The organism is Enterobacter sp. AN-K1 (assembly GCF_020971765.1).
Taxonomy (GTDB): domain Bacteria; phylum Pseudomonadota; class Gammaproteobacteria; order Enterobacterales; family Enterobacteriaceae; genus Enterobacter; species Enterobacter hormaechei_C.
Genome location: NZ_CP087390.1, coordinates 4,538,155 through 4,560,020, shown reverse-complemented (window position 1 = coordinate 4,560,020; position 21,866 = coordinate 4,538,155). Strand labels below are relative to the sequence as shown.

Genomic DNA, 21,866 nt, shown 5'->3' with positions numbered 1-21,866 from the left:
ACAGATCTTAGAACTGGTAGGTCAGACCTACAGCTACGATGTTGTCGGTAGCCACTTTGGCATCTTTGGTGAACTGGCTGTCATCCACGAGGTTGATTTTGTAATCAACATAGGTGGACATGTTTTTGTTGAAGTAGTAGCTCGCGCCAACGTCAACGTATTCAACCAGGTCCTGGTCGCCATAAGAACCGATGTCTTTACCTTTGGATTTCAGGTAAGCGATGGACGGACGCAGACCGAAGTCGAACTGGTACTGAGCCACAACTTCGAAGTTCTGCGCTTTGTTGGCAACGTGACCGTTACCGAACGCCGTCATGTTGCGGGTTTCAGAGTAGGTGGTTGCCAGGTAGATGTTGTTCGCATCGTACTTCAGGCCAGCAGCCCAGACTTCTGCGTTTTCGCCACCGGCGTTCAGGTTGCTTGCAGCACGAACCTGACGGTCGGTACGGTCAGATTTCGCGTAGGTCGCACCCACACCGAAGCCGTCGAATTCATAGGTAGAAGAGAGACCCCAGCCGTCACCGTTGGATTCGGTGATATCGTCACGGTCGTTTTTACCCTGGTACTGAGCAGCCACGTTCAGGCCGTCAACCAGACCAAAGAAGTCGGTGTTACGGTAGGTTGCAACGCCAGTGGTACGGCCGGTCATGAAGCCGTCAGTCTGCGTCCAGGTATCGCCACCGAACTCTGGCAGAACGTCAGTCCACGCGCCGATGTCATAAGCCACACCGTAGTTACGACCGTAGTCGAAGGAACCGAATTCATCGAATTTCAGACCAGCGTACGCCAGACGGGTTTTGTTGCCGTCGGAACCTTGAGCTTCAGAGCGATTGCCCTTGAACTCATATTCCCACTGGCCGTATCCGGTCAGCTGATCGTTGATCTGAGTTTCACCTTTGAAGCCCAGACGAACATACGTTTTGTCGCCGTCGCTACCAGCATCATCAGAAAAATAGTGCAGACCAGTAACTTTGCCGTACAGATCCAGTTTGTTACCGTCTTTGTTAAAAACTTCAGCCGCGTTAACAACGCCAGCTGCCAACATGGAAGTCACTGCCACTGCAACTAATTTAAGTTTCATCTTAAATAATCCTTATAATTTTATTTAGGTATTTCCTAAGCCACCTGAGCGATTTTTAAACGAGGCTTATCGTCAATGGCAGACTATTTTTAAAATTCCGTAGACTGCTTTCAATAATAAGTTTCAAAATATTAAAGATAATTTCAATTAGTGTGATCCTGATCGGATAAATTGCCCTTAAATCGGCCAATCAGGTTAATATATAGACATCAAGTGATTATTAACTAATCAAGATCATATGGCTGTGAATAGTTGTCGGACGTTTTAGTTTTTTGGTGGGATTAAAAGGGTTTGGCAGGGAATGTCAAAGCATGTGGCAGGATAAACTTTTTTAAAACAGTTGATTATAGATTTCTCGGGAAACCAGAACCTGTTTTTTAAGAGAAATATTCAGAAATAAACTATTGCACTTTGTGCTATATAGCGCGGGAATATTGGCGCTGAATTAATTACCTGCGTTGTCAGTTTATGTCAATTTCCACAACAACTCTGGCTTTCTGACAGCACTCTATACAGAAATTTAATTACTCTCTAATGTTACGAATTATATTCGAGGGTGTGATCACATATTAAAATATTGTTAATATTTTGCCGGGCATATTCGGTACCCGGCAAAAATAAAAATGCTATTTGCGGGTGGCATACCAGCACAGTAACGATCCGGCGCACACCATCAATGCCCCTTGCCAGAATGAGAGTGAAAGCGGAGAACTCAACAGAATAGCCGCCAGTGCGGCGGAAAGAACTGGCGTGAAATAAGAGACAGCCGCAAGCACCGTGACGTTACCGTGAAGAATACCGATATTCCAGGCGGCGTAGCCAAAGCCAAGCGCAACCCCACACATCAATAGCTTCACCACAACCGGGACGCTGAACACCATTTCGGGCTGATCGCTGACGGCATATTTGACCCATAGACTCAGAGCGGTCAGCAGGACGAAAAGGGTAATGCCATTTTGCCCTTTGGCATACTTGCTGGTGACGGTGCAGTAGGCGGCCCAGATAAAAGCGCCAGCAAACGCCAGCCCATAACTTAGCGGACTGGAAACGACGTTCTGCATGATGTCATTCAGTTGCAGACCGTTTTCGCCACCTAAAACCCAGCACACACCCAACAGCGAGATGAGAAGCCCAGGGATCACCCACAGGGTGGTTTTTTGCCCGTTGAACAAAATCGCGAACGCAATCGTCAGGCTTGGCCACAGATAATTGACCATACCGACTTCAATCGCCTGTGAGCGCGTCGCGGCATACCCCAGCGACAGGGCCAGGCACATCTCATAGCTGACAAACAGGATGCTGCCCGCAATGAGATAGCGCGTGGAAAAACGCCGAAGATCGGGAAAACCCACCGTCACCAGACACAACAGCCCGCTGACGGTGTAAATCATCGCCGCGCCGCCCACCGGGCCCAGTCCTTCACTGACGCTGCGGATGAGACCCACCATGGTGCTCCACAACAATATGGCCGCCAGGCCTGTCAGCGTTGCTCTTTTTCTGTCCATTACCCTGCCAGTCTTCTAAAAATCAAAGGGAAAACTTATAGCATCTATTTGCTACACCTGGCGAATTTTCAAAGAGCCTGTTAACCCGAAAGGATTAGCAAATCATACCGGCAGTGACTATTAAGGGGGCGAAGTCTGACGACCTTGATTTGACGCAAAAAAAACAGGGGCTTTGCTGTTAGTTTGCGGCGCGAAGTCTTATCAGATAACGAGGACAGCAATGGACGTCAGCCGCAGACAATTTTTTAAAATCTGCGCGGGCGGTATGGCCGGAACAACAGCCGCAATGCTGGGATTCGCTCCCAAAATGGCGCTGGCTCAGGCACGCAACTATAAACTGCTGCGCGCGAAAGAGATCCGTAACACCTGCACATACTGCTCCGTGGGTTGTGGGCTATTAATGTATAGCCTGGGTGATGGCGCAAAGAACGCCAAAGAAGCGATTTATCATATTGAAGGGGACCCGGACCATCCGGTGAGCCGCGGGGCGCTTTGCCCGAAAGGGGCGGGGCTGCTGGACTACGTCCACAGTGAAAACCGTCTGCGCTACCCGGAATATCGTGCGCCGGGCTCTGACAAATGGCAGCGTATCTCCTGGGACGAAGCCTTCTCCCGAATTGCAAAACTGATGAAAGCGGATCGCGACGCCAACTTTATTGAGAAGAACGAGCAGGGCATCACGGTAAACCGCTGGACCTCCACCGGGATGCTGTGTGCCTCTGCGGCAAGTAATGAGACCGGCATGCTGACGCAAAAATTTGTGCGCTCCCTCGGCATGCTGGCGGTTGATAACCAGGCGCGCGTCTGACACGGACCAACGGTAGCAAGTCTTGCTCCAACATTTGGTCGCGGTGCGATGACCAACCACTGGGTTGATATCAAAAACGCTAACGTCGTGGTGGTAATGGGCGGTAACGCCGCTGAAGCCCATCCGGTGGGATTCCGCTGGGCGATGGAAGCGAAAAACAACAACGATGCGACGCTGATCGTCGTCGATCCGCGCTTTACGCGTACGGCATCGGTGGCTGATATCTATGCGCCGATCCGCTCCGGTACGGATATTACGTTCCTTTCCGGCGTGCTGTTGTACCTGATCGAAAATAACAAAATTAACGTGGAATACGTTAAGCATTACACCAATGCCGGCCTGCTGGTACGGGAAGATTTCGCCTTCGAAGATGGCCTCTTCAGCGGCTATGACGCCGGGAAACGTCAGTACGATAAATCGTCCTGGAACTATCAGTTCGACGAAAACGGCTACGCGAAACGCGATGAGACCCTGAGCGATCCGCGCTGCGTGTGGAACTTGCTGAAACAGCACGTTTCCCGCTATACGCCGGACGTGGTGGAAAACATCTGCGGTACGCCGAAAGCGGACTTCCTGAAAGTATGTGAAGTGCTGGCTTCCACCAGTGCCGCCGACAGAACCACTACATTCCTGTACGCGCTGGGCTGGACGCAGCATACCGTGGGCGCGCAGAACATCCGTACCATGGCGATGATCCAGCTGCTGCTCGGCAACATGGGGATGGCCGGTGGCGGCGTGAACGCCCTGCGCGGGCACTCTAACATTCAGGGCTTAACCGACCTCGGCCTGCTGTCGACCAGCCTGCCGGGTTACCTGACCCTGCCGTCCGAGAAGCAGACCGACTGGCAAAGCTGGCTTGACGCCAACACGCCAAAAGCGACGCGTCCGGACCAGGTGAACTACTGGAGTAACTATCCGAAGTTTGCCGTCAGTCTGATGAAATCGTTCTACGGCGACGCGGCGCAGAAAGAGAATGACTGGGGCTTTGAGTGGTTGCCGAAATGGGACCAGGCTTACGATGTCATCAAGTATTTCAACATGATGGATAAGGGCGACGTCACGGGTTACATCTGCCAGGGCTTTAACCCGGTAGCGTCATTCCCGGATAAAAACAAAGTCGTTCGCAGCCTGAGCAAGCTGAAGTACATGGTGGTTATCGATCCGCTGGTCACCGAAACGTCTACGTTCTGGCAGAACCACGGTGAATCAAACGATGTCGATCCGGCAGCGATTCAGACCGAGGTGTTCCGCCTGCCGTCGACCTGCTTTGCGGAAGAGGACGGTTCAATTGCCAACTCTGGCCGCTGGCTACAGTGGCACTGGAAAGGTCAGGATGCGCCGGGCGAAGCGCGTAATGACGGCGAAATTCTGGCCGGGATTTACCATCGTCTGCGCGAGATGTACCGCGCAGAAGGCGGCAAAGGCGCTGAGCCGCTGCTGAAGATGAGCTGGAACTACAAGCAGCCGGATCATCCTGAGTCCGAAGAGGTGGCAAAAGAGAACAACGGCGTGGCGCTGGCCGACCTGTACGATGCCAACGGCAATCTGGTGGCGAAGAAAGGACAGCTGCTCAATAGCTTCGCGCTGTTGCGTGACGACGGTACCACGGCCTCTTCCTGCTGGATCTACACCGGCAGCTGGACGGAGCAGGGTAACCAGATGGCCAATCGCGATAACGCCGATCCGTCAGGCCTGGGCAATACCCTGGGCTGGGCATGGGCGTGGCCGTTGAACCGCCGCGTACTGTACAACCGTGCCTCCGCAGACGTGAACGGTAAGCCGTGGGATCCGAAACGCATGCTGATCGAGTGGAACGGCACGAAGTGGACGGGGAACGATATCCCGGACTTCAACACCGCCGCGCCGGGCAGCAACACCGGGCCGTTTATCATGCAGCCGGAAGGGCTGGGACGTCTGTTTGCTATCGACAAACTGGCGGAAGGGCCGTTCCCGGAACACTACGAGCCGATGGAAACGCCGCTCGGCACTAACCCACTGCACCCGAATGTGGTCTCCAGTCCGGTGGTACGCATCTATGAAGACGACGTGCTGCGTTTAGGTAAAAAGGACAAGTTCCCTTATGTCGGCACCACCTACCGCCTGACCGAGCATTTCCATACCTGGACCAAGCACGCGCGGCTTAACGCCATCGCGCAGCCGGAACAGTTTGTGGAGATAAGCGAAACGCTGGCGAAGGCGAAAGGCATTGCCAACGGCGATCGCGTGAAGGTCAGCAGCAAGCGCGGCTTTATTCGCGCGGTGGCGGTGGTCACCCGTCGTCTGCAAACGCTGAACGTGCATGGCCAGCAGGTGGAAACCGTCGGTATACCACTGCACTGGGGCTTTGAAGGGGTAGCGCAGAAAGGCTACATCGCCAATACCCTGACGCCAAACGTCGGCGATTCCAACTCGCAAACGCCGGAGTATAAAGCGTTTCTGGTCAACATCGAGAAAGCGTAAGGAGCGATTAAATGGCGATGGAAACACAAGACATTATTAAACGCTCCGCGACCAACCCGATAACGCCCGCGCCTCGTGCGCGGGATTACAAGGCAGAAGTCGCCAAGTTGATCGATGTCTCCTCCTGCGTGGGCTGTAAGGCCTGCCAGGTGGCCTGCTCGGAGTGGAACGATATTCGCGACGAGGTGGGGCACTGCGTTGGTGTCTATGACAATCCTGCTGATCTGAGCGCCAAGTCCTGGACGGTGATGCGCTTTAGCGAAACCGACCAGAATGGCAAGCTGGAGTGGCTGATCCGTAAAGACGGCTGTATGCACTGTGAAGATCCGGGCTGCCTGAAGGCATGCCCGTCTGCCGGGGCAATCATTCAGTACGCCAACGGGATCGTCGACTTCCAGCAGGATAACTGCATCGGCTGCGGTTACTGTATTGCAGGTTGTCCGTTTAATATCCCGCGCCTCAATAAAGAGGATAACCGGGTCTATAAATGCACGCTGTGCGTCGATCGCGTCAGCGTCGGCCAGGAGCCTGCCTGCGTGAAGACCTGTCCTACCGGGGCGATCCACTTCGGTACCAAAAAAGAGATGCTGGACGTGGCACAGCAGCGGGTGGATAAGCTCAAAGCGCGCGGCTATGACAAGGCCGGGATTTATAACCCGCAGGGTGTCGGCGGTACGCACGTCATGTATGTTCTGCACCACAATGACCAGCCGGAGCTGTATCACAATCTGCCGAAAGATCCGGCGATCGATACCTCAATCAACCTGTGGAAAGGGGCGCTTAAGCCGCTCTCAGCAGCGGGCTTTATCGCCACCTTTGCCGGGCTGATTTATCACTACATCGGTATCGGGCCGAATAAAGAGGTGGATGACGACGAGGAGGAGCATCATGAGTAAGTCGAAAATGATAGTGCGCACAAAATTTGTCGATCGCGCCTGTCACTGGACGGTGGTCATCTGCTTCTTCCTGGTGGCGGTATCCGGCATATCGTTCTTCTTCCCGACGCTACAGTGGCTCACGGAAACCTTCGGGACACCGCAGATGGGGCGCATTCTGCACCCGTTCTTCGGCGTGCTGATTTTCGTGGTGCTGATGTTTATGTTCGTGCGTTTCGTTCATCACAACATCCCTGACAAGCAGGATATTCCCTGGATTAAAGGGATTGTTGAGGTTCTGAAAGGCAACGAGCATAAAGTCGCGAAGGTGGGCAAATACAACGCCGGGCAGAAGATGATGTTCTGGACCATCATGAGCATGATTTTCGTGCTGCTGGTGACCGGAGTGATTATCTGGCGTCCGTATTTTGCCCAATATTTCCCGATCCAGGTGGTGCGCTACGCACTGCTGATCCACGCGACCTCGGCCATTATTCTGATCCACGCCATCCTGATCCATATGTATATGGCCTTCTGGGTGAAAGGATCGATTAAAGGCATGATTGAAGGGAAGGTGAGCCGCCGCTGGGCGCAAAAACACCATCCGCGCTGGTATCGGGACGTCGAGCGTCTTGAAGCGCAAAAAGAGAGTTCGGAAGGGTTGAAGTAAACCTCGCGCCGTCGGCATTGTCCGGCGGCGCTGCACTTGCGCGGCTCTGAGCTACGTATTGGTAATTAACGCATCAATTCCTGCAAGAACACTACTTCTTGCACTGCGCAGATTACATACATAATTCTTATTATTAAGTTTCTTTGTCTCCACGTGTGTGATGTTGGCTGTATTAAGAAAATATGTCTGGAATTCAATGTTCACCAGTGGCGTTGCAGCGTTTGAATGTCCTCTTAAATGATTGTGATAGCTTAACGGTACAATAAGTCTCGTTGATAAGTCGTCATAAAAATCGTGCTGAATAATCATAAAATAGGGCTGGTATTCACGCGTTCTGTCTGATGGGTTGCGATAAACGTCAAACTGAAAACACATCAAAGCCCTCCAAAATAAGGGTCATCCGATAATAGCCCTGCTTTGGCCGTTAATTCATTCATCGCTTTAATAAATCCCTGATCCTGTTGATGCTGTCGCTTGTGCTCTGCTGTTGTAGAGAGTGGGCGAGGCTTTTTCCCCGTAAAAGGCTTTGTTGTAACACATCTTTCTGTGCGGTTCGGTTTCATGTTTTCTCCTTTGTTGGTGCGGTCATTATCAACCGCAGCCAACAAAAAACAATACTGTTTCCCCTGGTAATCTACATTATGCGAGCCGTCTTCCAGTAATATCAAAACCGCTCTGCAATATAGCGGAAGGGATATTTTGTAGGCTTCACTTTGCCGATCTTGCGTTTCGGTAAATCCACTTTGTCTACGTGAATTTCTTTATAGGGGATCTGGGAAAGCAGATGCGAAATAATATTCAGCCGCACCCGTTTTTTATCTTCTGAGCGCGCCACAAACCACGGCGCCCAGGCGGTGTCGGTCGCTTTAAACATCGCGTCGCGGGCGAGGGTATACTCATCCCACAGATTGAAAGATTTAATATCCATTGGAGACAGCTTCCAGATCTTGCGACCATCATTAATGCGATCGCGAAGGCGTCGCTCCTGCTCTTTTGGCGTTACTTCAAGCCAGTATTTCAACAAAATGATCCCGGCATCGACCATCGCTTTTTCCATCACCGGCGTTCCATCAAGAAATTTTTCGGCCTGCTCCTCGGTACAGAAACCCATGACTCTTTCCACGCCCGCACGGTTGTACCAGCTGCGGTCAAAAATAACGATTTCCCCGGCAGAGGGCAGATGGGGAACGTAACGCTGAAAATAGAGCTGACTTTTCTCTTTATCGGTGGGAGCCGGTAACGCAACAACGCGAAACACCCGAGGGCTGACGCGTTCGGTGATGGCTTTGATGACGCCGCCTTTACCGGCGCCGTCTCGCCCTTCAAAAACAATACAGACCTTTAACCCTTTGGCGACTACCCATTGCTGGAGCTTAACCAGTTCAACATGGAGGCGGCGAAGCTCTTGCTCGTACGCTTTAGTTTTGAGCGGCGCGTTTTTAACGACATCATCAACAACATGGGTTTTCTTCTTACTGACCATGGTGGGTCTCCCTTTGTATCCGGTCGCGGGATCGAGGCCGTACTAAGAGTGTAATAGGCCTGAATGAATGGATTAATGTGTCAGAAATCTGATTTGAACTGGTTCACCATACAAGTTTAATCAATAATGCACGCTGCATATTTTTTAACAGTGGTCGCGGTATGAAAAAGACAATTTTTTCGTTAGCACTGGGTACCTTTGGCCTGGGGATGGCTGAGTTTGGCATTATGGGCGTGCTGACCGAGCTGGCTCATGATACGGGCATTTCGATTCCCTCCGCCGGAAATATGATTTCGTTTTACGCTTTTGGCGTGGTGATCGGCGCGCCGATTGTGGCGCTGTTCTCCAGCAAATTTTCGCTGAAAACAACGCTGCTGTTTCTGGTGGCGATGTGCGTCGTCGGTAACGCGCTCTTTACCTTCTCTGACTCCTACGTGGGGCTGGCGGCGGGGCGCTTAATCTCTGGTTTCCCGCATGGCGCGATTTTCGGAGTGGGGGCGATAATCCTGTCAAAAATCGCGCCGCCGGGTAAAGTGACGGTCGCTGTGGCCGGGATGATTGCCGGGATGACCGTTGCCAACCTGCTTGGCGTGCCGCTCGGGACGTGGCTGGGACATGAATTTAACTGGCGTTACACCTTCTTTTTGATTGCGGTCTTTGACGCGCTGGTGATCCTGTCTGTTCTGCTGTGGGTGCCTGATATTCACGACACGACAACCACCCGGCTGGCAGAACAATTCCACTTCCTGAAGAAACCGGAACCGTGGCTGATTTTTGCCGCTACGATGTTTGGCAATGCCGGGGTGTTTGCCTGGTTTAGCTTCGTGAAGCCGTTTATGGTCAACGTGTCAGGCTTTTCTGAGGGCGTCATGACCGCGATCATGATGCTGATGGGGCTGGGCATGGTGCTGGGAAATGTCTTCAGCGGCAAGCTGTCGTCACGCTTTAGCCCGCTGCGCATTGCTGCCACCACCGACCTGGTGATTGTGGCTTCGCTGCTGGCGTTGTTTGCCTTTGGCGAGCTTAAAACAGCTTCACTGGTAATGGGATTTGTCTGCTGCGCCGGGCTGTTTGCGCTCTCTGCGCCGCTGCAAATTCTGCTGCTGCAAAATGCGAAAGGCGGCGAGATGCTGGGGGCCGCAGGCGGGCAAATGGCGTTTAACCTCGGCAGCGCAATTGGCGCGTATTTCGGTGGATTGATGATTACGCTCGGCTTTAGCTGGAGCTATGTCACGCTGCCGGCCGCGATTTTATCCTTCTCTGCGATGACCTCTCTGCTGATGTATGGTTATTTATGTGCCAAAAAGCGTCAGGCCAACGCAGGTGCGCTGGCCTGATTGCACACTTTGCCCGCTGGTCGCGGGCGCAGAAGGGGACTAAACGAATTTCGCCAGCGGGTCAGCGGCGGCAAAAGCGACCGCTTTGTCTGCTGCTGGCGGGTAAATCAGTTCGTTGGTGATGGCGACTTTGATCTTTTTGCCTTCCTCGCGCACGGATTTAACGCGCTGTTCCCAGCCCTCGGTGTATACCGCGCCCCAGCCACCCAAATCCAGACAGGTGACGTAGTTCACCTGACGGTAAGGATACGGCTCCAGATTTAACAGGCTGGCCGCCGCGTTGTGTCCGGCGAATTTCCCAAGCTGGATCGCGTGCTGGCAGGTCATCAGCGCCGTGTTGCCCGCATCGTCCGTTTTGGCGTGCGCCATATCACCCGTCGCGTAAACCTCAGGATGCGCAGGAACCTGCAACGTGTCGTTGACGATCAGCCGTCCCTGAGTATCGCGTTCCCCGTCAATTTGCAGGCTGAGGGGGTTAGCTTCTACCCCTGCCGTCCACACTACAGTGGCGCTGGCAATGCGCTCTCCGTTTTTCAGCGTTACGCCGCTGGCATCGATGGCTTCAATTTCACTGTTTAAACGCCATTCAACGCCCAGCGCGTTGGTTGCTTCTTCAATTGTGTTACGCAGCGCCTCGCTATAACGCCCGCCGATGGTTGCTCCTCTTTCAACTACGATTACTTTAGTCTTTGTATCAGCGCCGAAGCGAGTACGGAGTCGGGCAGGAAGTTCCGTTGCCAGTTCGATGCCGGTAAAGCCGCCGCCACACACGACCACGGTATTACGCTCCGGGGTGGAGGGGCGCGAAACCAGCGAATCAAGATGCTGCTCGAATAATCTGGCGGAGTCGAGTTGGTCGATATCAAAGGCGTATTCAGCCAGACCGGCAACAGGAGGACGTTTAGTCTGGCTACCGGTTGCGAGGATCAGACGTTCCCAGGCGACGTCAGCAATCGCGCCGTTTGAATCGCGATACAAAACGGTTTTAGACGAGGTATCAATACGTTGTGCTTCGCCCGCAATAAAGGCGATACCCAGCTCAGCAAACAGTTCGGTCAGCGGCGCGACCATCGTCGACACGTTCTCTTCATAAAAGCGTGGGCGAACGCGCAGCTCCGCAACAGGGGCCAGCACGGCAATGCTGAGGCTATTGTTACCCGCCAGAGCAGAAAGGCGCGCGGCGCTGACCGCAGCCCACATACCGGAAAACCCACTACCCACAATTAAAATCTGCTTTTTCATACTCGATCCTTTAGTGCGTCAGGCTGTATGTCTGACATAACTGCCACTATACTTGTCGGAGTTAACTGCGACAACTTCTTTCTGAGTTAAAAATCGTTATAATGCAGCGAACAATGACCCGGAGTGAGCCATGGCGTTTTACAGTTCTGGTGTGGAATATGGCATTCATAGCCTGATGTGTATGGTGGATGCAAAAGGCAATGAACGTGAGATGAGCGTCCGGGAGATGGCGGCCTTGCAGGGCGTGCCGTACGACTATCTTGGAAAAATCTTCACCCGTTTATCACGCGCGGGGCTGGTCATCAGCACCGAAGGCAAAGGGGGAGGCTTCCGGCTGGCGCGTCCGGCAGAGCTGATCAGCGTGCTGGACGTGGCGCATGCCATTGACGGCGAGAAGAATATGTTTGAGTGTCGGGAAGTGCGTCAGCGCCTGGCGGTGTTTGATGAAACGCCACCTGCCTGGGTCTGTAACGGCCCGTGTGGGGTGCGCTCGGTCATGGACAGCGCGCAGCAGCGGATGGAAGAGGAGTTAGGACGCCATACCATCCTGGATCTGGCGCGGAAGATGTATCGAAAAGCGCCGGACACGTTCCAGATCGAGGTTCAGGAATGGATTTCCGATCGCCGTTCGTCCACGTGAAAAGCCGGGCAGGGCAGAGCCGCTACCCGGCCACCGCGGTTAAGAACGTAAATCAATCACCATACGGCCACGGATCTGGCCCTGTTCCATCTCTTTGAAGATGGCGTTGATATCTTCCAGTGGGCGCATTGTAACTTTCGGTTTCACCTTACCTTCAGCCGCAAACTGGAAGGCTTCGAGCAGATCCTGACGGGTACCCACCAGGGAACCCACTACCTGAATCCCATCCAGGACCAGACGTGGAATATCCAGGCTCATCGCTTCCGGCGGCAGGCCAACAGCCACCACGCGGCCACCGGCGCGAACTGCGTCAACGGCAGAGTTGAAGGCCGCTTTCGCTACCGCCGTCACCACCGCCGCATGTGCACCGCCGGTTTTCTCCTGAATCACTTTTGCCGCATCTTCACTGCGGGAGTTCACGGTTAAGTCTGCGCCCATGCTGGCAGCGAGCTTCAACTGCTCGTCATTCACGTCAATGGCGATAACCTTCGCATTGAAGACATTTTTGGCGTATTGCAGCGCGAGGTTGCCCAGACCGCCCAGGCCATAGATCGCAATCCACTGGCCGGGTTTGATGTCAGAGACTTTTACCGCTTTGTAAGTGGTGACCCCGGCGCAGGTGATGCTGCTGGCCGCCGCAGAGTCCAGTCCGTCCGGAACTTTAACCGCGTAATCCGCGGTGACGATGCATTCTTCCGCCATGCCGCCGTCAACGGAGTAACCCGCGTTTTTCACGTCACGGCACAGCGTTTCGTTGCCGGTATTACAATATTCACAGTGGCCACAGCCCTCGAAGAACCACGCCACGCTTGCACGATCGCCTACTTTTAGCGACGTGACGCCAGGACCAATCTCTTTGACGATACCAATCCCTTCGTGGCCGAGGATCACCCCGGTTTTGTCGCCAAAATCGCCATTCTTAACATGGAGATCGGTATGGCAAACGCCACAGCACTCCATCTTCAGCAGCGCTTCACCATGTTTGAGCGCGCGTAAGGTTTTTTCTGTGACATTAACCTGATGATCCTGAGTGACAACAGCAGCCTTCATGTGTTTCTCCTTTCATGATGAGTATCTGCATAGCAGGTCTGATTACCCATTAAGGATTAATACTTTGGCGATGTAATGCAAGGTAACCGCAACATAATGTCATTATTTGATGCATTTTCGGATTAAGAAAAGGCTGTACCCCTCATAAATTGGGGTGAAAAACACTGGCCCGGCGACGCCACCGCCGGGCTCAGATTTACAGTTGCGCTTCTATTACCTCAATCTCTTTTCGCCATTGCGCCTGTAACTGCGGTTTTTGATGTTTTGGCTTGCGCGCCAAATCTTCTTCCAGCAGTGTTTCCAGGGCAACCAGGCGTTCGAGCAGATCGTCAGACGCTGAAGAGGGTGCCTTCAATGCGTTATTCGATGCCTCAGGTACAACCGGAGCGGTGTCCTCACGCAGGCGCTCAAACACCGCCTCCGCATCGTGCCATTCGCTCAGCCTGCCGTCCTCAATCAGCCAGAAGCGGTTACAGCTCTGGCTAATTAACTGACGATCGTGGCTCACCAGCAGCACTCCGCCTTCAAACTGTTGCAGCGTTTCCGCCAGCGCCTCTTTGCCTTCCATGTCCAGGTGGTTGGTCGGTTCATCCAGCATCAGCAGGCTATAACGGGCAAGCGTCAGGCCGATGAACAGCAGGCGCGAACGTTCCCCGCCGCTCAGCGTACTGACTTTTTGCCCGTGACGCGCCCACGGGAACCCGGCACTGATGAGCGCCATTTTACGGGTCTGCGGATCTGGCGCGAAAGGCTCCAGAGCATCAAGCAGCGCCGCATCATCTGGCAACTGGTGCAGCGTCTGGTCGTAGTAGCCGGGTGAGACGCGCGGATGACGCTTAAGCCGCTCGTCCGCGATCTCGTCGCGAAAATGTCGCCAGATAAGCTTCAGCAGCGACGATTTTCCGCAGCCGTTACGACCCACAATCGCCACGCGATCGCCGCTCTTTAGCCGCGCGCTGTTGAGAGTAAACAGGTCTGGCAGACCCGGCGCCGGGGGGACGCCGAGGTGAGTCATTTCCAGCAGGCGGTCGGCGCGAAGCGCGTCCCCGCGCAGGGTTAAGGTCCACGGGCTTCCCGCCGTCAGTTCCGTCTGGGTCTCTTTCAGGCGTTCGACCTGTTTTTCCATCTGCTTAGCCTTACGGGAGAGATCTTCGTTGTCATAGACCTTGCCCCAGGTCGCGAGACGCCGTGCGCTGGCCGTGACGCGGTCGATCTCTTTTTGCTCTGCCTTATGGCGCAACGCATCGCTTTCGTCTTTTGCGTCGAGCGCCAGACGGGCGGCAGTGCAGGGAAGGGCAAAGGCGTGCAGCGTTTTATCGCGCAGGATCCAGCTGCCGTTGGTTACCGCGTCCAGCAGTTGCCTGTCGTGTGAGACCAGCACAAAGCTGCCGGACCAGTTTTGTAGAAACTGCTCCAGCCACAGCAGGGTCGGCAGGTCAAGGTGGTTGCTCGGTTCGTCCAGAAGCAGCAGATCCGGATCGCTTATCAACGCTCGTGCCAGCAGCAACCGCGTATGCTGGCCGCCGCTCAGCGTGGCGGAGGTTAACGCCGTTTCCTGCGTCGTGAAGCCCATTCCGGCCAGCAGCGACTCGGCTTTCCAGCGCAAACTGTCGCGCTCACCGATCGGCAGCTGCGCCAGCACCGCATCCAGCATGGTCAGGGGATCAAGAGTCTCCGGCAGATGTTGTTCCACGCGCGCCAGCAGGCAATGCCCCGCCAGTGAAACGGTTCCGGCAGCAGGGGACTGCGTTCCGTCGAGGATTTTCAGCAGCGTACTTTTTCCGCAGCCGTTATCACCCAGCAGGCCGATGCGATCGCCTTTTTTCAACGTAAAGGAGAGAGAGTCGAAGAGCGTGCCGAACGCCGTATCAACGCGTAAAGAATGTGCAGTGAGTAAAGTGCTCATTGTTGCTTACCCAGGAGTTACAGGCATGTTTATGCCTCGTCAAACATCGCTGACGATAACTCAGTAAGCCCGAGAGAAGGGATTTCAGGGGTTGGTGTCTTCGCTCAAGCGGAAGTTATCGCAGCACGATACCGATAACGCTTGAGCTGGTGCGATCACCAAATGTATGTGAAACATTGAAAATTTCACAGTACAGCATAATTGGCCTCCTTATATATTCAGTAGGTTAATGGATGAAGGGAGTGTAGCGGGGGAAAATGGGTTTGGCTAGTGGGAGGTGCCGTATATTCCCCTCACCCTAACCCTCCTCCCCAAAGGGGCGAGGGGACTGTCCGGTGCGGTTTTCACCCTCTCCCCTTTGGGGAGAGGGCTGGGTGAGGGGCAATGCTTAAATAGAAGTACGACGATAGCTACGGTATTCCGGCATCCAGAAATTATCGTCAATCGCCTGCTGCAACGCATCGGCAGAGGTTTTCACCGCGACGCCTTGCTGCTGCGCCATTTTGCCTACCGCGAAGGCAATTGCGCGGGACACTTTATGAATGTCTTTCAGCTCCGGCAGTACCAGGCCTTCACCGTTATTCACCAGCGGTGAGTGACCTGCCAGCGTTTCGCTCGCGGACATCAGCATTTCGTCGGTGATGCGTGACGCGCCGGAGGCGATAACCCCCAGACCAATACCCGGGAAGATATAGGAGTTATTGCACTGTGCGATGGGATAGAGTTTGTCCTTCCACAGCACCGGATCAAACGGGCTGCCGGTCGCGACCAGTGCCTTACCTTCTGTCCAGGCGATGATATCCTGCGGCGTTGCCTCCACGCGTGAAGTCGGGTTAGACAGCGGCATCACGATAGGGCGTTCGCAGTGCTTGTGCATCTCGCGAATAATCTCTTCCGTGAAGAGGCCGGTCTGCCCGGATACGCCGATCAGAATGTCCGGCTTCACGTTGCGCACCACGTCAAGAAGCGAGAGCACTTCGTTATCCGTATCCCAGTTTTTCAGGTTTTCACGCTTCTGCACCAGTTTGGTCTGGAACGGGAGCAGGTTTGGCATACCGTCGGTCAGCAGGCCAAAACGGTCCACCATAAAGACGCGGGAGCGAGCCAGCTCTTCGCTTAAGCCTTCGCGCTGGGTCTGGGCAATAATTTGCTCGGCGATGCCGCAGCCCGCGGAGCCTGCACCCAGGAAGACAATTTTCTGATAGCTGAGCTGGCTGCCTGCCGCACGGCTCGCGGCAATCAGCGTCCCCACGGTCACTGCCGCAGTGCCCTGAATGTCATCGTTGAACGAGCAGATCTCATCGCGGTAGCGGTTCAGCAGCGGCATGGCGTTTTTCTGTGCGAAGTCTTCGAACTGCAACAGCACGTCCGGCCAGCGGTGCTTCACGGCCTGGATGAAATCATCAACAAACTGATAGTACTCGTCGTCGGTAATGCGCGGGTGACGCCAGCCCATGTACAGCGGATCGTTCAACAGCTGTTGGTTGTTGGTCCCTACGTCCAGCACCACCGGCAGGGTGTAGGCCGGACTGATCCCGCCGCAGGCGGTATACAGCGAGAGCTTACCGATGGGGATCCCCATCCCGCCAATGCCCTGGTCGCCAAGGCCCAGAATACGTTCGCCATCGGTTACCACGATCACCTTGATGTTGTGATTAGGCACGTTTTGCAGAATGTCGTCCATGTTGTGACGGTTCTGATAGGAGATGAACACGCCGCGGGAACGACGGTAGATCTCTGAGAAGCGTTCACACGCCGCGCCGACGGTTGGGGTGTAAATGACGGGCATCATCTCTTCGAGATGGTTCTGCACCAGGCGGTAGAAGAGGGTTTCGTTGGTGTCCTGGATATTACGCAGGTAGATGTGCTTATCGATTTCGGTTTTAAAGCCCTGATACTGGATCCAGGCGCGTTCCGCCTGTTCTTCAATGGTTTCAACCACTTCAGGCAGCAGACCCAGCAGGTTAAAGCTGCTGCGCTCTTCCATGCTAAAGGCGCTGCCTTTGTTCAGAAGGGGAAACTCCAGTAAAACCGGACCGGCGTAAGGAATATAAAGGGAACGATGTTTTTTCAGTTTGTTGTCCATGTCACTCACTCTTTTTAAGAAGATCCGTCCCTGACACTGCTGTTTGTCATCTTTCTGGCCTGTGCTACGGGGTGCGGTCGGGCGGTATTATAAAGGAGCTAAATATTAATTACCGCAACACATAAACAAAAACACCACCGGGGTAACCGATGGTGTTGTGGATTTCGTACTGGAACTTACTTGCCTGCCTGACGTTTCCTGCCGGTGGCGTGGGTCACTTGCGTTTCGCTCCCCTCTTCAATAACCACTTTGCGCTGGTTAGAGAGCTTGTAGTTCAGTCCCAGAATGTGGCGTGCCTGACGGTTCGATTTCATATTAACTCCTCAATCCCGTTGATAGTTTTAAGGACAAGTTTGCTCACGCAAACGAAATGTAACCCCTTAGGTTGCAGATCCAGCTTAGCAGGTTTTTACAAAGGTGCATTTTGCCCGCTAACGACATAGTTGATGGTTTGCTGGTAGATGTCACTGAGGATGTCATTGTCTGTGGCTTCCACCCACCTGGTCAGTTCCATCAAAATGTCATCTTCGGTAACAACACCGTGCTCCGCCTGAAGACCCTGCGCAATCGCGTTAACGAGTTCGGGTTGTGCTGCTGTGGTATGTGCCGGGTAATAAGTAAACATGCTGCCTCCGTGTCGTTGTCTGTTTAATGTTACGGCGTGCAAAATCGTAATTCGCATTCAGATTGGCAAATATTTTCGCCGTTGTGGTTCAGATTCGTCCTGGAAATAAAAATATCATCTCCCGTAGCACAGAAATAAAATTCAGGGTTTCCAGCGGCGTAAATTTGTCGTTTTTTCATAAGGCATGGGCGTTGGCCAGGAAATCAATTCTACAATGCTGCCCCAGGGGGTTTGCCCATAGCAGAAAGCATTACCTTCACCTTGCTCATCCGGAAACGTGAGCGGCTTTGGCGCGGTAAACATCTCCCCGCCAGCAGCGGTGAAAGCGGCTATCGCCTTATCAAAATCATCAACATAAACAGCAAAATGCTGGAGGCCAAAGTCGCTGGCGCGGGCGGGCATTCCCTGTTCAGGGCCATGCATTTCGAAAAGTTCTATGCCGGGTCCGTGGGGCATGACGAGCATGCGAATGGCGTGAATTTTTGTGCCGGGAAATAATTTTAAGGTGTGCTGCTGGGCGGGCTGATCAATATTATCGGTTTGCGCATCGACAGAATGATATAAAACCTGAGCGTCGAAAGCGCGTTCAAAAAATAGGGTGGCTTTTTCAATGTCGGGCACCGTAATACCAATATGGTCGATGCCCCTTACTGACGATGGCATAGTTAACTCCTGCTATAAAAAATTTAAATATAGCAGGAGATAATCAGGCTATTACCACTTCATTTCGCCGGTATTCACTTTGGCACTCAGTTCCAGCGAACTGGCTTCCGCCAGATTCGGCCACTGTTTTTTCATTGTGTTGATGACGCCGGTTGACGCTTTATCTGCCGTGAGGGCCTGTTCAAACTGCTGTAGATAGCGACGGGTAAAGTCGATAGCGCCGGTACCTGCTGGCGGTGTCCCCAGGTAGTGGCCCGGAATAACGTGTTCGGGCTTAAGGGCTGCCATGCTATCCAGCGTATGCTGCCACTGTTTGCGGCTTTCCGGCGTTTGGGTATCTGCCGTCCAGACGTGAATGCCCCATGAGACGCCCGTGCCGCCGAGGATGGTTTTTGCGGATGGGATCCAGACATACGCCGCATAGCTCTCAGGCTCTTCAATATTCACTCTTTCACCGTCAATCATAAAGGTGGTTGAGGCAAGCACTTGCGGCACGTAGAGCTGCGTCGGCGCGCCGTCTTTCATCTGTGGCCCCCAGAAGGCGAGCTTCGCGTCTTTTGTGGCCTTGATATGGTCCACCACCTGTTGCGTGGCGACAACTTTGGCATTAGGGAAGGCTTTCACCAGCGGTTGCAGGCCGAAATAGAAATCCGGATCGCCGGAGGTGATCACGATTTTATTCAGCGTTTTACCGCTGTGGCGAATTTTTTCTACCAGCGCTTCGCCATCTTTCACGCTGAACTGGGCGTCAAACAGTACCGCCTCTTTTGGGCCAGACACCAGGGTGGAAGAAACGGCAAAAATGCCTTTTTCCTGCGGGTTGTACGTATCAACGGTCAACGGCGCGGCAAAGACGGCCGGAGTGAAAAGGGTTGTCAGCAAAGCAAGGCGGGCGATGGTCATGGTCATCTCTCTGTTCTTCAGGAAAGTCTCTATTGTACGGATCTCTTCATTTGCCAGAATTCCTGAAACAGGAGATGCTTAGTTTCATAAATCGAGCAAATGGAGGTCAGAATGGATCGCGTTATTGCCGCCCAGGTGTACAACCGCATCTGTGAGCTGGGGAGTTTAAGCGCGGCGGCGCGGGCGCTGGGGATCTCCCGTCCGATGGTGAGCCGTTATCTGGAGCAGATGGAGAAGTGGGCCGGGGCGCGGCTGGTGAACCGCTCCACCCGCAAGCTGACGCTGACGGCGGCGGGAGAGAAGGTCCTGCAAAAGACGCGTACGCTCTCGCAAATTTCTCAGGAAATTGAAGATCAGTCAGTGAAGGATTTACCCTCAGGTACGCTTCGCGTCGCCTGCGCGCATTTCACCGCGATGCAGATTATCGCTCCGGTGCTGCCCGATCTGTTGCAGCGTTACCCTCAGCTGCGCATTGAGCTGGATGTTAATAACCATCCGGTAAGCCTGGTGGGCGAGCGAATTGACGTGGCGATCCGCATCACCGATAACCCCGAACCGGGCATGATCGCCCGCCGACTGGGAGAGTGTCGGTCCGTACTTTGCGCTTCGCCGCACTACCTTGCCAGCCGGGGCGTTCCAGAGCAGCTGGAGGACTTAGCACGGCACAACTGCCTGCATTACAGCTTTTTTGCCGGTCAGTCGTGGCGTTTTTTGACGCCCGAAGGGGAGCCGATCACGACGGCGGTCAGCGGCAATCTCAGCGCCAGCATCTCGTCACTGCTGATGGAGGCGGCGATAAACCACTGTGGTATTGCCATGCTGCCCGAGCGCGAGGCCGACGCGGCGCTAAGGCAGGGCAGCCTGGTGCCGGTGCTCAGCGCCTTTACGCCAAAACCAATCGGTATTTTTGGTATTTATCAGTCGCGAGACTATCAGCCTGCGGCGCAGCGTGTGTTCCTCGACGCGCTGGCAAACCACCTTGCCACGCGCTCGGACTAGTCTGTCTTCCCTGCAAAATGGATTATGCGTCCTATACTTATCCCTTTGTAAGCCAAAAGGAGAGCAAGAATGACGATTCATAAGCACGGTTCAGCACACTGGTCTGGCGACATCAAACGCGGCAAAGGGACGGTCTCAACAGAGAGTGGCGTCCTTAACCAGCAACCTTACGGCTTTAACACCCGCTTCGAGGGCGAAAAAGGGACCAACCCGGAAGAGCTGATTGGCGCAGCGCACGCGGCCTGTTTCTCTATGGCCCTGTCGCTAATGTTGGGCGAAGCGGGTTATACCGCCGATTCCATCGATACCACGGCGGATGTCTCGCTGGATAAAACCGACAGTGGTTTTGCCATCAGCAAAGTGGCGCTGCAAAGCAAGGTGACGGTACCGGGTATCGATCCGCAGCAGTTCGACGGCATTATTCAGAAAGCGAAGGCGGGTTGTCCGGTGTCGCAGCTGTTGAAAGCCGAAATCACGCTGGATTACAAACTGAACTGATATCTGGCCGGGCAAATGCCCGGCTAACCTTTCACCGCCGCAGGGAAGACCTCGGCAAGCCACGCAATAAACACTCTCAGGCGATGTGTTAAATGCCGACTCTGTGGATAGACCACGTGAAAAGGATACGCCTTAGGACGCCAGTCGCTCAGGATCTCTACCAGCGCGCCCGTTTCCAGATGCGCTCTCGCAGCATAGCCAAACGTCTGAATAATCCCTAAACCCGCCAGCGCCGCGGCCAGGTGTGCGTTGCTTTCATTGACTCCAAGATGGTGCGGAACGCTGATCTCCAGCGGTTCACCCCGATCGAGGAACCGAAACGGGAATGCGCGTCCGGTAACGGGGGAAAGGTAGCTAATCAGCTTATGGCCGTTGCGCAGCTCCTGCGGATAGGCAGGGATGCCGTGAGTCTTAAGATAGCCCGGCGTCGCGCAGGCTAGCATCCGGGCGTCACCGATATGCCGGGCGATAAGCGAAGAGTCATCCAGCGGGCCGCCGCGGATCACGCAGTCTACGTTTCCACTGATTAAGTCTACCGGACGGTCGGCTACCCCCAGGTTGATGCGCAGGTCCGGGTAGCGCTGAAAAAAATCCGGCAGCAGGGGGATCAACACGTCCCGGGCGGTTGACCCCCCCACGTCGATACGCAAATGGCCTTTAGGCGTGCAGCACGATGCGCGAAAGGCGGTATCAATGTCCTCTATATCGATTAATACCCGCAGCGCTTTCTCGTAGTATTCCATGCCTTCTGCCGTCGTGACCACCCGGCGCGTAGTACGATGCAGCAGCCGTGTTTCCAGGTGCGCTTCAAGTGATTTTACCAGCTTACTCAGCGTAGCTATCGGCATGTTCAGGGAGTCTGCCGCTCGGGTAAAGCTTCCGGATTCAACCACCCGCGTAAAGGCGCGCATTGCCATTAGCTGATCCACACAGATCTCCTCTGATTATTTCCTGCTGTGAAAATTCATTTTCATTTTTGCCCGTTTATCACGAATCCCGCAAGATCTAAAGTCTGCCTGACGCGGGCAAACGCTC

General features: G+C 54.1%; 21 protein-coding genes. 7 read left to right on the top strand and 14 right to left on the bottom strand.

The annotated features are described in order from the left end of the window. Positions 1-7: 7 nt before the first annotated feature. Positions 8-1,081 (bottom strand): porin OmpC, encoded by a 1,074-nt coding sequence (gene ompC / locus LOC22_RS21620; protein WP_017382300.1) that lies wholly within the window; start codon positions 1,079-1,081, stop codon positions 8-10. A 626-nt stretch (positions 1,082-1,707) separates the two neighbouring features. Then, positions 1,708-2,586, bottom strand: a complete 879-nt coding sequence (gene yddG, locus LOC22_RS21615; RefSeq protein ID WP_032102980.1) for an aromatic amino acid DMT transporter YddG — start codon at positions 2,584-2,586, stop codon at positions 1,708-1,710. A gap of 220 nt (positions 2,587-2,806) precedes the next feature. Here yddG and fdnG point away from each other — a divergent pair, with 220 nt between their 5' ends. The 3 genes from fdnG to fdnI are packed head-to-tail and all read left to right on the top strand — an operon-like array spanning position 2,807 to position 7,399. Then, on the top strand, positions 2,807-5,854 hold the full coding sequence (gene fdnG, locus LOC22_RS21610; RefSeq protein ID WP_100244796.1) for a formate dehydrogenase-N subunit alpha: 3,048 nt from the start codon (positions 2,807-2,809) through the stop codon (positions 5,852-5,854). An 11-nt stretch (positions 5,855-5,865) separates the two neighbouring features. After that, complete coding sequence (fdxH, locus tag LOC22_RS21605) at positions 5,866-6,750, top strand: formate dehydrogenase subunit beta (RefSeq protein WP_015570476.1); 885 nt, start codon at positions 5,866-5,868, stop codon at positions 6,748-6,750. After that, positions 6,743-7,399, top strand: a complete 657-nt coding sequence (gene fdnI, locus LOC22_RS21600; RefSeq protein WP_015570477.1) for a formate dehydrogenase-N subunit gamma — start codon at positions 6,743-6,745, stop codon at positions 7,397-7,399. The genes fdxH and fdnI overlap by 8 nt, the downstream gene beginning before the upstream one ends. Before the next feature lie 51 nt (positions 7,400-7,450). Here fdnI and LOC22_RS21595 read toward each other — a convergent pair whose 3' ends face one another. The 3 genes from LOC22_RS21595 to ppk2 all read right to left on the bottom strand — a co-directional run bounded on the left by LOC22_RS21595 (position 7,451) and on the right by ppk2 (position 8,882). Continuing rightward, positions 7,451-7,708: a CcdB family protein gene (locus tag LOC22_RS21595; RefSeq protein ID WP_229233219.1), complete on the bottom strand. Its 258-nt coding sequence runs from the start codon at positions 7,706-7,708 to the stop codon at positions 7,451-7,453. A gap of 65 nt (positions 7,709-7,773) precedes the next feature. Next, positions 7,774-7,962, bottom strand: coding sequence for a hypothetical protein (locus tag LOC22_RS21590; protein ID WP_017382306.1), 189 nt, complete (start codon positions 7,960-7,962; stop codon positions 7,774-7,776). Between the two features lie 101 nt (positions 7,963-8,063). Continuing rightward, positions 8,064-8,882, bottom strand: coding sequence for a polyphosphate kinase 2 (ppk2, locus tag LOC22_RS21585; RefSeq protein WP_033487797.1), 819 nt, complete (start codon positions 8,880-8,882; stop codon positions 8,064-8,066). Between the two features lie 161 nt (positions 8,883-9,043). Here ppk2 and araJ point away from each other — a divergent pair, with 161 nt between their 5' ends. Next, entirely contained in the window at positions 9,044-10,219 is a 1,176-nt protein-coding gene (araJ, locus tag LOC22_RS21580; protein WP_017693387.1) for an MFS transporter AraJ, read from the top strand. Between the two features lie 39 nt (positions 10,220-10,258). On the opposite strand, the gene LOC22_RS21575 is transcribed toward araJ, so the two are convergent. Beyond that, entirely contained in the window at positions 10,259-11,461 is a 1,203-nt protein-coding gene (locus LOC22_RS21575) for an NAD(P)/FAD-dependent oxidoreductase (RefSeq protein WP_230239196.1), read from the bottom strand. A 130-nt stretch (positions 11,462-11,591) separates the two neighbouring features. Between LOC22_RS21575 and LOC22_RS21570 the strand changes: the two genes are divergently transcribed. After that, positions 11,592-12,101, top strand: coding sequence for an RrF2 family transcriptional regulator (locus LOC22_RS21570; RefSeq protein ID WP_017382310.1), 510 nt, complete (start codon positions 11,592-11,594; stop codon positions 12,099-12,101). A gap of 39 nt (positions 12,102-12,140) precedes the next feature. On the opposite strand, the gene adhP is transcribed toward LOC22_RS21570, so the two are convergent. The 7 genes from adhP to LOC22_RS21535 all read right to left on the bottom strand — a co-directional run bounded on the left by adhP (position 12,141) and on the right by LOC22_RS21535 (position 19,334). Then, positions 12,141-13,151, bottom strand: coding sequence for an alcohol dehydrogenase AdhP (gene adhP / locus LOC22_RS21565; RefSeq protein WP_006810706.1), 1,011 nt, complete (start codon positions 13,149-13,151; stop codon positions 12,141-12,143). Between the two features lie 196 nt (positions 13,152-13,347). Further along, positions 13,348-15,057: an ABC-F family ATP-binding cassette domain-containing protein gene (locus LOC22_RS21560; RefSeq protein WP_154123009.1), complete on the bottom strand. Its 1,710-nt coding sequence runs from the start codon at positions 15,055-15,057 to the stop codon at positions 13,348-13,350. Positions 15,058-15,445: 388 nt separating this feature from the next. Continuing rightward, positions 15,446-17,143 (bottom strand): NAD-dependent malic enzyme, encoded by a 1,698-nt coding sequence (locus tag LOC22_RS21555; protein WP_006810704.1) that lies wholly within the window; start codon positions 17,141-17,143, stop codon positions 15,446-15,448. A 176-nt stretch (positions 17,144-17,319) separates the two neighbouring features. Next, positions 17,320-17,457 carry a stationary-phase-induced ribosome-associated protein gene (sra, locus tag LOC22_RS21550; protein ID WP_000841561.1) on the bottom strand — a complete coding sequence of 46 codons (138 nt, stop codon included), beginning with the start codon at positions 17,455-17,457 and terminating at the stop codon, positions 17,320-17,322. A gap of 95 nt (positions 17,458-17,552) precedes the next feature. Continuing rightward, positions 17,553-17,768 (bottom strand): biofilm-dependent modulation protein, encoded by a 216-nt coding sequence (bdm, locus tag LOC22_RS21545; RefSeq protein ID WP_015570485.1) that lies wholly within the window; start codon positions 17,766-17,768, stop codon positions 17,553-17,555. 141 nt (positions 17,769-17,909) lie between these two features. Continuing rightward, positions 17,910-18,431 (bottom strand): VOC family protein, encoded by a 522-nt coding sequence (locus LOC22_RS21540; protein ID WP_017693390.1) that lies wholly within the window; start codon positions 18,429-18,431, stop codon positions 17,910-17,912. Positions 18,432-18,482: 51 nt separating this feature from the next. Next, positions 18,483-19,334: a Vmh family MBL fold metallo-hydrolase gene (locus LOC22_RS21535; protein WP_058700716.1), complete on the bottom strand. Its 852-nt coding sequence runs from the start codon at positions 19,332-19,334 to the stop codon at positions 18,483-18,485. A gap of 111 nt (positions 19,335-19,445) precedes the next feature. Between LOC22_RS21535 and LOC22_RS21530 the strand changes: the two genes are divergently transcribed. Together LOC22_RS21530 and LOC22_RS21525 are read left to right on the top strand one after the other, a co-directional pair. Continuing rightward, complete coding sequence (locus LOC22_RS21530) at positions 19,446-20,333, top strand: LysR family transcriptional regulator (RefSeq protein ID WP_023303768.1); 888 nt, start codon at positions 19,446-19,448, stop codon at positions 20,331-20,333. 69 nt (positions 20,334-20,402) lie between these two features. After that, positions 20,403-20,831, top strand: coding sequence for an OsmC family protein (locus tag LOC22_RS21525; protein ID WP_003857069.1), 429 nt, complete (start codon positions 20,403-20,405; stop codon positions 20,829-20,831). Positions 20,832-20,854: 23 nt separating this feature from the next. On the opposite strand, the gene LOC22_RS21520 is transcribed toward LOC22_RS21525, so the two are convergent. After that, on the bottom strand, positions 20,855-21,760 hold the full coding sequence (locus tag LOC22_RS21520) for a LysR family transcriptional regulator (RefSeq protein WP_017382315.1): 906 nt from the start codon (positions 21,758-21,760) through the stop codon (positions 20,855-20,857). Positions 21,761-21,866 lie beyond the last annotated feature (106 nt).